The organism is Oceanipulchritudo coccoides, from assembly GCF_010500615.1.
Lineage (GTDB): Bacteria > Verrucomicrobiota > Verrucomicrobiia > Opitutales > Oceanipulchritudinaceae > Oceanipulchritudo > Oceanipulchritudo coccoides.
The window spans coordinates 377123-389356 of record NZ_JAAGNX010000003.1 but is presented as its reverse complement, the minus strand read 5'-3'; the positions used below and the strand labels follow the sequence as shown (position 1 = coordinate 389356).

9 protein-coding genes are annotated in these 12234 nt (G+C 52.8%); 3 read left to right on the top strand and 6 right to left on the bottom strand.

Features of this window, described 5'->3' with window-relative positions; all coding sequences use genetic code 11:
* The first annotated feature begins 27 nt into the window (after positions 1–27).
* Entirely contained in the window at positions 28–1233 is a 1206-nt protein-coding gene (locus G0Q06_RS12145) for an AraC family transcriptional regulator (RefSeq protein WP_163966423.1), read from the top strand.
* A gap of 4 nt (positions 1234–1237) precedes the next feature.
* Here the strand turns inward: G0Q06_RS12145 and G0Q06_RS12140 are convergent, their stop codons facing one another.
* Positions 1238–3064, bottom strand: coding sequence for an endo-1,4-beta-xylanase (locus G0Q06_RS12140; RefSeq protein WP_163966419.1), 1827 nt, complete (start codon positions 3062–3064; stop codon positions 1238–1240).
* A 145-nt stretch (positions 3065–3209) separates the two neighbouring features.
* On the opposite strand from G0Q06_RS12140, the gene G0Q06_RS12135 reads away from it, so the two are divergent.
* Both G0Q06_RS12135 and G0Q06_RS12130 read left to right on the top strand, forming a co-directional pair.
* A complete protein-coding gene (locus tag G0Q06_RS12135; protein WP_163966416.1) occupies positions 3210–4622 on the top strand; it encodes a sulfatase in 1413 nt (470 codons plus the stop codon).
* Positions 4623–4643: 21 nt separating this feature from the next.
* The gene (locus G0Q06_RS12130; protein WP_163966413.1) at positions 4644–6047 is read left to right on the top strand and encodes a sulfatase; all 1404 of its coding nucleotides are present in this window, start codon (positions 4644–4646) and stop codon (positions 6045–6047) included.
* A gap of 18 nt (positions 6048–6065) precedes the next feature.
* Here G0Q06_RS12130 and G0Q06_RS12125 read toward each other — a convergent pair whose 3' ends face one another.
* From G0Q06_RS12125 to G0Q06_RS12105, 5 genes are all read right to left on the bottom strand, one after another.
* Entirely contained in the window at positions 6066–7091 is a 1026-nt protein-coding gene (locus G0Q06_RS12125; RefSeq protein ID WP_163966410.1) for a glycoside hydrolase family 5 protein, read from the bottom strand.
* A gap of 107 nt (positions 7092–7198) precedes the next feature.
* On the bottom strand, positions 7199–8668 hold the full coding sequence (locus tag G0Q06_RS12120) for a sulfatase (protein ID WP_163966406.1): 1470 nt from the start codon (positions 8666–8668) through the stop codon (positions 7199–7201).
* Between the two features lie 23 nt (positions 8669–8691).
* On the bottom strand, positions 8692–9552 hold the full coding sequence (locus tag G0Q06_RS12115) for a hypothetical protein (protein WP_163966403.1): 861 nt from the start codon (positions 9550–9552) through the stop codon (positions 8692–8694).
* Positions 9549–10619: a LacI family DNA-binding transcriptional regulator gene (locus G0Q06_RS12110; RefSeq protein WP_163966400.1), complete on the bottom strand. Its 1071-nt coding sequence runs from the start codon at positions 10617–10619 to the stop codon at positions 9549–9551. Before G0Q06_RS12110 ends, G0Q06_RS12115 begins: the two co-directional genes overlap by 4 nt.
* A 31-nt stretch (positions 10620–10650) precedes the next feature.
* Positions 10651–12234 carry a sulfatase family protein gene (locus G0Q06_RS12105; protein ID WP_163966397.1) on the bottom strand — a complete coding sequence of 528 codons (1584 nt, stop codon included), beginning with the start codon at positions 12232–12234 and terminating at the stop codon, positions 10651–10653.

Below are 12234 nucleotides of genomic sequence, written 5' to 3'. Positions count from 1 at the left end.
TTCCCACATCTCCAAATACCCCCAACAATGGCTCAAAAATCCAAATCCTTCGTCATCCCCTCGACGCGAGCGCAAGTCAGCCAACCCAGTATTATTCTGGCCTTTGACTGGTTTGACGAGCGTCTGTACCGGGGCGTTTTCAACTATGCCAAGGAGAAGGGATGGCACATGTCGCCGTACCTGCTTTCCGATCGGTTCGTTCCCAAGGGCTGGCCCGGAGATGGGGCCATCACCTGTTACGGTCAAAGTCTTGCCGACTTTATTGATCATCTGACCATTCCGACCGTTGATGTGACCATTGAGAAAATGCCGCGGTCGGTGCCGCGGGTGGTCGTCGACAACCAGAAGATTGGGGAGATGGCCGCCGAGCATTACCTTACCCGTGGATATACGCATTTTGCTTATTATTCCTGGGCGGAAGTGACGGTTAACAAAGTCCGGCGGGATTCATTTTTTCAAAGCCTGAAGAATCGCGGGGTTCCGGCGGATCATCTCTATGAGATCAAGCAGACCCCGGATGAATTGATCGGCGACTGGCATAAACACGAGGAAGATATCTTTACCAAACTGAGCCAGCTCCCGCGTCCATTGGCGGTCTTTGCGGGGCAGGATAATCTTGGCGCAACCCTGATTGAGATTTGTGTCCGTAACGGAATCCATGTGCCCGAGGAGGTGGCCGTGATGGGCGTGGATAACATTGAGCTACTTTGTGAAAGCGCGATTGTGCCGCTTTCCAGCATCCGCACAAACCTGACTGAAGTCGGCTATCGCGCGGCGGAGCAGCTCGACCGCCTCATGAGAGGGGAAATTGACAACAGCGAACCCGTCAAGAAGGTCAGCCCGCACAGCGTTGTGCGGAGGCAGAGTACGGATGTCCTCGCAGTGACACATCCGGCAGTTGTCAGTGCAATTCGTTTTATCCGCGAAAATTTTGGCCAGCCAATCACGATTGAAGATATTTGTGATTACACGAAGCTCTCCAAGCGCGGCCTGGAAAAGGCCTTCCAGACACATCTTGGCCGATCTCCGGCCTCCGAGCTGAGGCGGCTCCGCATACAAAACGCGAAGCGACTCCTCACCGAAACAGAAGATAAAATCGAGTTTATCGCTGTTTCTTGTGGATACAGCAACAGCTCCAATCTCAGTTGTGCCTTCAAGAAGGATACAGGCATGTCACCCCGGGGATACCGCAACAAGTACCAAATGCTTGACCAGCACGCGGGTCGTCGCTGATCGCCTAAAGGCGAACGACCAATTCGAGACCGCCTTTAGCGAGCTCCAGATTGTCAATTGACTTCGAAACACCGTTATGGGTGACGGTGATCCGGTACTTGCCGAGGAATCCCCGCTGGGTACAGGCACCGTCCTTGTTGGTGAAATCTTCCTCCCAACCCGTCCACCATTCATTGAAGACAAGGTTTCGATAAGCGTGATAGTTGGGTTTTTCCCGCCAGTCACTGGTCAACAGCGCCGCCTGTGGCAACCAGTGTGCGGATTCCCAGAATCCCCAGAAGAGGAAGGCGCGTGTGGATGGATGGGCAAACCAGGCGGTAAGGAAGTCCCTGGTGTAGGCGGCTTGCAGTAATTCGTCTTCCATAATGACATCAAACTCGCTGCATTCAAGCGGTAGTCCGTATTCCCCAAAGCGGTCGCAGAGCTCCCAGATACGCTCAGGCGCTGTCAGAAAATTGTGCCGGTAGTGGTTTTGAAATCCCACAACATCCAAAGGCGCGCCCTCCTTCAGGAGGCTGGCAATCAGCTCATCATAGAAATCGAGCTTTTCCGTCCACTGGCCACCATTGGAAAAGAGGAGGAAATCATTGAGGCATAGTCGAGCCTCCGGAAGGAATTGCTCTGCCTGCTTGAACCAATCAGCCATCACCTCATCCCCGAGAATCCTCATGAAGTCGTTGTTGTTAAAGGGTTCGTTCAAGACATCAAAAGCAGCCAGCTTTCCGTTCATTGAGCTTCCCATGTCCGCAATGTGGGCTTCCACCAATGCCTCCAACGCGGCAGGATTGTCGGCAGCTGCTTTCATGTATTCCGGAGCGTTTCTCCAGCCTGGCCAGACCAGGACGTGTCCCTTCCCCTCAAGTCCCTTGGACAGGAGCCAGTCAATCGAAGCAAACGTGTCCTCAATTCGGAAGCCTGCCCAATCACCGGCCCACGCTTGTCCTTTCAGTCCGTTTTCGGTCACGAAGTAGTTGAAATTCACGACAATTTCCTCGAAGTAACGTTTGGCGTTGGCCCTTGCCTCGGCCCGCTTATTGGCTTTGCCGGGGGCATCTCCGGAGAGCAGGGAAGACTCTCGTGAAGGATCGGCGGGACCCTCTTCCATCCACCGGAACAACTGTGTGGCAACGGCTGTTCCAAACTGATATGCGTGCGTCTGTTGTTCCAAAACAACACGGGCTCCTTCAACAGGCAAGCCCTCCCGGTCGACAACCCGCACTTGCACAGCGGCCTTGCGGTTTTTCTCGATCATCTCCTGTGCACGCTCGCGCCATGGCGCATCCGCCTGTTGCCCCTTGTACCAATGCCCTTGTCTGCGAATTGTTTGCGGATCGGGCTTTTCTGTAGTACTTGTCAGGACAACATTACGCACCTCCACTTCTGAGCTGCCCCATCCGTAACCAATCGTCAAATACACAACATTAGAGGCGTTATCCTCCTTGCGAAGGATGACGGCTTCATAGCTCTCCCAGTCACCATGCAAGATCGGCCCGCACAAGAAAAAGGGGCGCGCTTTAGGGCCCGTGGACAGATTGAGCTTAAGAGAGTGATTATACTCACCCGGTTTTCCGCCTGCTGCTCGCGCCTCAAACTTCAGCGACCAAGCAACAGTATCTTTCTCAACCGCAATTTCACGCTGATAGCCGGGACCCACCGCGTACGGTTCGCCACCATCCGGAACGGGTTGTAAAATGAGAAGGTCCTGTGCCTCCGGTTCACCTGTCAGGTTTCCCGACCGGTCAAACGAATACCAGCCTGCCCGCAGGCTCAATAACGGGGCCAGCAGGGCCAGGATACACAGTGTTCTGGGATTTTGGATAAGGGATTTCATGGTGTGAATAGCTCCGTGGGGTTAATCCCGTCTCTTTTGACATGACTCATTCAATATGGCAACTTGAAGAATTGTGCACACTGTTGTAATAGGTTGCTGGAAATCGGTTCGATCGCCTGAATTTACGCTCTAAACCCCAATTGAAATGATCAAAAAAACTCTCCTCTTCCTTGTTCTGGCCATGGCGATGAATTTCCTTCCGGGGAAGGCAATGAACGTGGTCTTCTTTCTAGTCGACGATATGGGCTATCATGATCTTTCGCTGACCGGATCGGAGTTCTACGAGACGCCCCGTATTGATTCCCTTGCGGGAGATGGACTAATGCTGGATCAGGCCTATTCCGCCTTTCCCCGTTGTGTTCCCTCACGTTTTGCAATGATGAGCGGCGTGCATCCAAGCCGTGCAGAAGGTGACGGTGAGAATACCGGTCGGATGAAACCTGAGCGGGTAACGCTTGCGGAGGCGCTTAAAGCTCATGGGTATGCAACTTTCTTTGCCGGCAAGTGGCACATAGGAAAGAAGAAGAACGAGTTTCCCGAGGCACAGGGCTTTGATGTGAACATTGCTGGAGGATCTGCTGGAGCGCCGGGGTCCTATTTTCCACCATACGGGAGTGATAAACCGGGACTGACTGGTCCCGAAGTGCTGAACAACGATGAGGGAAAGTATCTTACGGATGTGCTGACGGACAAGACACTGGAATTCATTGATGAACACCAGGAGGAACCTTTTTTCGTCTACTTCTCGCATTACGCCGTCCATACGCCCATTCAAGGGAAGCAGGACAAGACTGAGCGCTATTCAGAAAAGGTGGAGACAATCCAGTATGAGGGCCCCGAATACGACATGGGCAAGGATGGGCGCCATCTTCGCCATCAAAACAATGCCGGGTATGCTGCCATGGTGGAAAGTGTGGATGAGAGCCTTGGCCGGATTGTGGAAAGGTTAAAGGAGCTGGGGATTTATGATGAGACCATCATCATCCTGACTTCTGACCATGGCGGGCTTTCCAACGCGGGGATCAACAACAAGCGGGAACTGGCAACGACAAACCTGCCGCTTCGAGCAGGGAAGGGCCACATGTATGAAGGCGGTATCCGCGTTCCGGTCATCGTGCGTTGGCCCGGGCACGCGGAGGAAGGCAAGACAGCATCCTTTCCGATAACGGGAATGGATTATTATCCGACAATCCTGCAAATGCTGGAATTGCCACTTCAGCCAGACGTGCACGAGGACGGGGTGAGCTTTGTCCCTGGTATCAAGGGCGAGTGCGGATTCAATGAAGACCGCTCCTTTTTCTGGTACTCCGACAAGGGCCGTCTCACCAGCACGGGCGACCGCAACGCCGCGGTGATCCGCAGGGGAAATTACAAACTCCTCGAGTTTTTCAGTGAAAAGGAAATTGAACTGTACGATCTATCCAAGGATCCGGCAGAGACGGAGAATCTAGCTGAATCGTTGCCCGCAATTCGGGAATCCCTCTACAAGGAACTGCTTGAGTGGAAGTCGGCAATGAAGGTCAAGGACCGGAACCAGACCACGAAGTTTGATTACTGATCCCAACCAATTCCAGATAAGATGAAAAATCGAATTCTATCTGTGGCCGGCCTTCTGGTGGCGGGAGCTCTTTTTGCGAACCGGCCAAATGTTCTCTTCATCGCTGTTGATGACCTGAAGCCAATGCTGGGAACATATGGCTATGAACAGGTGAAATCTCCCCGGATCGACAAACTATCAGAACAAGGAGTTGTTTTCCTCAATGCGGCCTGCCAGTTCCCTGTTTGCGGGCCTTCGCGGGCGAGTATCATGACGGGGCTCCGTCCGGAAACAACGGGAGTCCTCAATCTCAAGACAAAGATGCGGGATGTGAATCCTGATGTCCTGACTCTTCCCCAGCATTTCAAAAACAACGGGTATGTGACCGCCGGGGTTGGGAAAATCTTTGACCCGCGCTGTGTCGATAGCCGGAATCAGGGGGACGAGATTTCATGGACATTTCCCTATGATGAAAATCCCTCCAGCACGGTTCCTTCAATGCCGAAGAGCCGGGAAGTGGTCCAAGCCTACGATCTTCCTGACGAGGCGTTCCCGGACGGAAGAATTTTCAGGGGAGCCGTTGAAAAGCTCCGGAAAATGGCCGAACAGGAAGAGCCCTTTTTCCTGGCGGTGGGTTTCAAGAAACCCCATCTGCCGTTTGTCGCGCCCCAGCGCTTTTTCGATTTGTATGATCCCGAGACTATCCAGCTGGCCTCCTTTCAGGAACGAGCCCAGGATAATTCCGGCTATGGATACTGGGATTCAAAGGAGACTCGTGGATACGATGGGGTTCCCGACAAGGGGGACATTCCCGATACGGTGCAGCGCCAAATGATTCACGGGTACCTCGCCTGTATCTCATGGATCGATACACTTGTCGGACAGTTGCTGGAGGAATTGGAGGCCACAGGCAAGGCCCAGAACACGATTGTTGTTTTGTGGGGAGACCATGGATTCCACTTGGGAGACCACGGCTTGTGGGGAAAGCACACGCCGTTTGAAGAAGCTGTTCGTGCGCCGTTGATTATTGTAGATCCGAGGGTGGGGAAGCCGGTCAAGACGGTGTCACCAGTGGAGTTCACGGATGTATTCCCGACATTGTGCGATCTGGCAGGATTGGAGCTGCCAGAGCGCTTGCAAGGCGTGAGTCTGGTTGCATGTCTTGAGGATGAAAGTGCCAAGCCGAGAGAAGTCAGCACATCGATTTACAAGAGCCGAGGCGCCTTCGGATATTCCGTGCGGAACGAACGCTACCGCTACATCGAGTGGATCAGCAACAAGGGAGCAAATTTAGTGGGTCGCGACCTGTTTGATTTTGAAGCTGATCCCCTTGGGAAAGTAAACTTTGCCAAGCACAAGGATTATCAGGATGTGGTGAAGGAACTTTCAGACGCCTTGCATGCGGAATCACACGGATGGAAGCTGCTCCAGCGGAGCCTTGACTGATTTGCTCAATCGGGGTGATCAATCGAGTATACGGTCAATTATCTGCTGCACTACAGTGGGTTTTCCCGTTCTCCTGTCCCTTACGGCAAAAGCTCCCTGGTAATCCCAGACGGCCCATCCAATCCTGTGCGACTCACATTGCTCGAGAACCACTTTGTACCAGTTTTTCAATGACGCATCGGGAGCCTTGTTGTACACTCCGAACTCGCCCAGATGCAGGGCAGCTCCGCTCTCTTCAGCCCATTCAATGAGTTCCTTGAAGTCATTGACAACCATAGACGCGTCGAGTTTATCGCCTTCAATTGAATAGGCGTAGTGATCTGAATTAACGAACGCCTTGAGGTCGGGGACCTTCCCCGGGAACTCAATTGGTGGGAAGTCGGGATCCCCATAACCCACCCAGCTGGCTGACTGGTGTGTGAAGACATGGGGTTCATAGTAATGGACACCAACAATAATATTATCGAACGCCAGTATGGGTTCGAGGTGGCGGACGGTCTTGAACGAAGCCCATTCGTTGGAACAAACGATCAGTGTTCTCTCCGGTGAAACGGCCCGGATTGCTGGAATCAGGGATTGATAGAAGGTGGTCAAATCCGCTGGGTCCTTGGCGACCGGCTCATTGAGCAGTTCAAATCTTAGTTCAGGACCAATCTCCACATAACGGGCCGCAATTCCTGTCCACAGGCGGATCGCCTGCTGTTGCAATTCGGGTGAAGTAAAGAGCCGGTTGTCCGGATTAAAAGCAAAGTCGCTTCCCAGCAATTTGTGCATGTCGAGGATAACGCCCAGTTCGAACTCCCGTGCCAATGCCAGGACACCGTCAACCGCTTTCAGTCGATGCCATAGAATCTCCCCAGCTTCATCAAAGAGCAGCGGACCGTCGAGTGGCAAACGAATGTGGTCATATCCACGGTTGGCAATCCACTCCATGTCTTTCCTGCCAAAATATTCCGGATCAGCAAATTGCTTGTTCCCGATTTGCGACAGGTAATGGCTGACATTCACGCCATGTTGAAAAGTGGGAGGATTATTTGGTTTCATGGCGCTTGCCTCTTCGATTCGATTTAATGTACAACCGCCTGCCGCCAGGATTATCAGGAAGCAAAGGAGTGCGTTTGGAAAATGAAACCAGCACTTCGACGAAATGGTCATGAACCCTTTATATATCTCCCGGCGGGACCCTTGTGCAAGAGCGTCGAGAAGGACTCAAGCTGCTTGGCATAATCCGGATGTTCCGATCGGTTCAAGTTTTCATCCGCATCAAGCGCATGGTCGTATAATTCACGGGAACGTATTTCCCCGCTCTTTAAATGGATCCACTCGGTGTAGCGGAAATTTCCGGACTTCATGGAAAACCCGGTGACTCCGCCGTGTCGCTGGAATTCGCTGTAGGCGGCTTCCGTCTTCTGCTTGCCAGGGTCACAGAATAGATAAGTGAGACTTTTCCCCTCGCAATGCTCAGGGATGGGCAAGTCCAGATAGTCGCAGAGGGTGGGGTAGAGATCGATCAGCTCGGTCAATTCCTCCGCTGTTGTGCCGGCCTGGCGTCCATCGGGCAGGCGAATAAAGAGAGGGACGCGCGTATCGATCTCGTAATTCGTATGTTTGCACCACATGCCGTGTTCGCCGAGTTTCCATCCATGATCGCTCCAGACAATGACAAGCGTGTTTCCAGCGAGCCCTTCTTCATCGAGGGCTGCCAGTAAACGACCAATCTGGTCATCGACAAAGCTGACACAGGCGTAGTAGCCATGGATCAGATCAAGAGCCATCTCCTCGCTGACTGGGCCCTCTTCGGGTACTCCTTTGTACGCGCGCAGCTCACCCCATGTCATCAGGGCAATTTCGGGTGCGCCTTTTGGGGCATACGGGTTGGCGGCTGTCTTCAACTCGCTTTTGTCATACAAGTCCCAGTATCGCTTCGGGGCGACAAAGGGCAGATGCGGCTTGCGGTAGCCAACATTCATGAAAAACGGCTTCTTGGAATCCTTCAGCCCCTTCAGCTTTTTAATGGCGATATCGGTCAATGCATAATCATGATAGCGCTCGTCGTCACCAAAGTCGTGTTCTGTGGGGCCGAGCCGCACATACTGACGGTACTCCTTCCCCTTCAAGCCCAACTTCCTGGCCTCCTTCGCAAGGCCAACAAGCTTGGCCTCGCTTTCCGGGCTCGCGTAGCGGGATTTGAGGACATCCGACCTGTTCATCATCTCCGTCCAGTCATCCCATTCCTTCCATTGCTCATCGTGAAGGATCTTCCCCATGGCCACAGCATGGTAGCCGTTGTTCCGGAGATGCTTCATGAGGGTGAGGGGATTATCATGCAACTGCCAGAATTTGTCCTGGAGGGTCGTGACGCCGGTCGTCTGGGGATATTGTCCGCTGTAGAGGCTGATGCGTGAAGGGAGGCAGACTGCCTGCTGCGTATAGGCCCTGTCAAAGCGGATACTTTCTGTGGAAAGCCGATCCAGGTTGGGGGTGACCATGTGTGCGGCGCCGTAGCAGCCGAGCTCCGGACGAAGGTCATCGACCCCGATCATGAGGACATTGACCGGTTTTTCAGCAAGCAGGGACGCGGTGCCGAGGAGGCACAGAAGAGACGTGGTGATCGATTTCATTTTCATAACATGCTATTTAATTATTATCGAAGTTTGATCGGAAGAACAACGGTAACCGGTTCAAGATTGCCGCTGCGAACACGAGGGAAAAACAGCCACTTGCGAATGTTCGTGGAGAGAAGGGATTTTAATTTGGAATCTACCGGTTCAACAAAGGAAAAGTCGCCAACACGGCCGGTTTTTTCGATAGTCATTTGCACTTGGACTGTGAAGGGCTCGTTTCCCTCTGGAAGCAGGGCTGCATCCGGTTTAGTGACCGGCATGTAGAACGGTTGGGGGTTGGCATCTCCTGATCCGACCGAGGCCATATGGCGTCCGAGATGCAGGATGAATGCCTGTTCCGGGGTTGCATCCTTGAGGTCCTGCGTCTGGTTGGTATAGAGTTGGCGTTGCCCGTTGAAGAAATGCAGTTTCCAACCGGAATCCGGCACCATGTTGCTGTTAAAGCGAAGCTTGATTTTTTCAGGTTCCCCTGAAAACCCCGGGATGCCGTCAAACTTGCAGCGGAGTTGCCCCTGTGCCTCATCGGTATAAATAATTGCGGCGTATGGACTATCCAGCGGGTCGCTGCTTTTCAGTTCCACCGTCAGCAAGATCGCCTTTTCCGTCCGTTTTTCCTCAACGGAAAAGATTTCCACCGACAAATCATTGATCTGGGCGACCGGGCTGACCTTTATAAAGTATTTTCCCGAATCCACGACACCATCCGGCGTCATTATTAATGGCGTGCGCTCACCGATGCCGACAACCGGATAGTTTTTCTCGTCGGTATACTTTGCCTCCATCTTATAGCCTTGGAAAACCTTCGTGCGATTTGGTGCCGCTTGTGCCATGCCGACCACTACCGTGGCGATGAGGAGAATCAGGTATTTGGATACTTTCATAAATTTACTTCTGCCGGAAGTGCTTTCCCGACCAATCTCAAGGATGGCGCTGTTGGACCATCCTCCCAGAATGTGTCGACAATCAAGGTCTGCCGAATCTCCGGCTCACCAATTTCGCCGATCAGCAACTGGCTGTTGAGGAGGTTAACGGCAACCTGTCCGACCATCTGGTCATTGACATTTGTTCCGGCGATGCGGTTTTCATTCTCACTATTGAGATTGAGGGAGGCAAAGGCAACATCCTCGGGAATACGGATACCCGCCTCCACGAGATGATCATAAATATGATTATAGGATAGAATGGCATCCGGCCTTTCCTCCTCATACCACTGCAGGATCTGGCTTGTTTCGCACTCCTCGGAGCTCGGGTGGCACATCGGCACACATTCAGTGTCGGGCAGGTAGGATTGATAGCCGAGATAAGCTGTGCGGATACGGTCATCCACGTGAAAGTTGAGCCGTTCCAGAAGAGCCAGCCCGATCCGTTTGTAGCCCTTCGCCCTTAATACATCCATAGCCTGCCGAACAGACCCAAAATGATTGGGTGTTACGGTGTTTATTCTTGGATGGGAAATGAAGCGGCCAATTGCCACAAAGCTGAAGTAATTGATGCGTAAAGGCAGTTCAATAAGGTGGTTCTCCTTCGTCAGTGGACCAACTATGATTCCCTTGACGCCTCTTGAACGAATGATCTCCGATTGGCGGGTGGGCGAGAGGTCGTCCTTCCAAATGTACTCCTGCAAATCAAACCCCAGCCGTTCGGCCCTCTCGTGAGCACTTTGAATAATGTCCTCCCAACCTTTCACAACATACGGGCCGACAACAAAGGCTAGCGCATCACGTTGTTTCCTGAGTTGAACCCTTGACCGGTAAGCGGTGAGCGCAGACAACATCGGGTCCGGGCGATAGCCCATTTTTTCGGCTAGCTTGACCAGTTTACTTCTCGTCTCCTTCCGTACCAGAGGCGATCCCTGCAGGGCCCGGCTCACCGTTGAGTGGCTAACACCGGCAGCCTTGGCGATATCCCTTACGGTGATGCGTTTGCCTGACTGGTCAACGGTATCCATTAATCCATGACTGGAGCTGTTGCAGTAGTCCTCAAAGCGGGAACTCTCCTGGAAGGGTATCGATATACTTCTGCAGGAGGCCTTTCAGTTGAACGGATTTCTCAAGGTATTCCGGATTATCGACCAGATTGACCTTTTCCTTGGGATCCAGCCGGACATCATACAATTGGTCTGACTCATAGTAATGAGGATAGGACTTAACGGCTCCCTGCTCGGCATCGTGTCCGCCGGGAACAGGCATCAGGTGCCCGAACGGTGCCATTGGGTCCTCTGTATGGACCGGCCGGCGACGCTCACGCAGATTGTCATTCATTTCATCAAGATTCGCCTGCCGTTCCTCGCGTGTCATGTTGGCGATGGCCGGAGGGTAGCGCAGGGCGATGTATTTGACACCATCCTTGAGCACGCCCCTTGTGAATCCCATTTCAAAAAACAGGGAATCACGCACGGCTTCCTTTTCGCCTTCAAGGATTGGCAGAAAGCTGACGCCATCGACGTTCTTGGGCTCCTTGGCATCTGCCATGTCCAATATGGTTGGGACAAAGTCGATATTTGAAACTAGCGCGTCGGATTCCGGACCGACCGGCCACCCCTTGTCCCTCCAGACAATACTCGGATTGTAGGCACCACCTTGATAGATGGAACCCTTGGCGGACTGCCCATGATCATTGAAAAAGAAGATGATCGTATTTTCCAGTTCGCCCGTTTCCTCGAGCTTGTCCATCAATGCACCCAGCGCATCATCAATCCAGATCAAGGTTTCCTTACCCTCGACATCCTCATGACAAGCGCGCTTGGCAATGGAGGCTGCATCCGGCTGAACCTTTGGAGGTTGTTTGAGCCATCCCAGAGGCGTTGCTCTCCGGTCAGCATTCCATGAGCGTTCCGGAGATGTCGGTCCATGAGGGATAGTTGTTGCAAAGTAGAGGAAAAAGGGACGCTTGTCCTCGCTGCCCATAAACTCCAAGGCACCCTCAGTGACCCAATCCTGATTATGGACGGCGAGGCTCCGGCTTCCATTGAAATCCGGGTTGTTATGATAGACCCGCTCAACAAATTCGAATCCGGCCTTTTGAATAGCCTCTTTGCTGGCCTTGGCATTATTAATCATCTTTTTCTGCACTTCCGGATCTTCGATATCAGCCGACAGGCCAATATGTTTTCTGCCCCGGGTATGAATGACATGGTCCTTGCCGACAAATCCCGTGCGGTAACCAGCTTCGCGGAGATAGTTGGCCACTGTCTTCTCCTTGCCCGGCTCAACAAATGTATTCCATTGCACATGTGACTGCCCCTTGCGCTTGGTGTCGGCCAGGAAATTCGGATCCTGTGAGCGGCTGGCGTAGCGCCCGGTCATGCAACTGTAGCGACTGGGCGTGCAGACAGTCGATGAAACGTACTGGTTACGCATGATAGTTCCCTCACGGGCGAGACGGTCCAGATTGGGTGTGTAATTTTGTCCTTCACCCTCCGGCATGAAATTCATCTGCCATGGATACATGTCATCCGTTATGACAAATATAATATTGGGGCGTTCAGCTGCTTGAAGACCGGCTGACAGGCCGAATGCGAGCAATGCGCCGGTGTACAGGTTTTTGAATGTTTGAGACTTCAT

What these genes read in the sequence shown, in the direction of transcription:
- G0Q06_RS12145 (WP_163966423.1), top strand. Translation starts at nt 28, where the DNA reads ATGGCTCAAAAATCCAAATCCTTCGTCATCCCCTCGACGCGAGCGCAA.
- G0Q06_RS12140 (WP_163966419.1), bottom strand. Translation starts at nt 3,064, where the DNA reads ATGAAATCCCTTATCCAAAATCCCAGAACACTGTGTATCCTGGCCCTG.
- G0Q06_RS12135 (WP_163966416.1), top strand. Translation starts at nt 3,210, where the DNA reads ATGATCAAAAAAACTCTCCTCTTCCTTGTTCTGGCCATGGCGATGAAT.
- G0Q06_RS12130 (WP_163966413.1), top strand. Translation starts at nt 4,644, where the DNA reads ATGAAAAATCGAATTCTATCTGTGGCCGGCCTTCTGGTGGCGGGAGCT.
- G0Q06_RS12125 (WP_163966410.1), bottom strand. Translation starts at nt 7,091, where the DNA reads ATGAAACCAAATAATCCTCCCACTTTTCAACATGGCGTGAATGTCAGC.
- G0Q06_RS12120 (WP_163966406.1), bottom strand. Translation starts at nt 8,668, where the DNA reads ATGAAATCGATCACCACGTCTCTTCTGTGCCTCCTCGGCACCGCGTCC.
- G0Q06_RS12115 (WP_163966403.1), bottom strand. Translation starts at nt 9,552, where the DNA reads ATGAAAGTATCCAAATACCTGATTCTCCTCATCGCCACGGTAGTGGTC.
- G0Q06_RS12110 (WP_163966400.1), bottom strand. Translation starts at nt 10,619, where the DNA reads ATGGATACCGTTGACCAGTCAGGCAAACGCATCACCGTAAGGGATATC.
- G0Q06_RS12105 (WP_163966397.1), bottom strand. Translation starts at nt 12,234, where the DNA reads ATGAAGTCTCAAACATTCAAAAACCTGTACACCGGCGCATTGCTCGCA.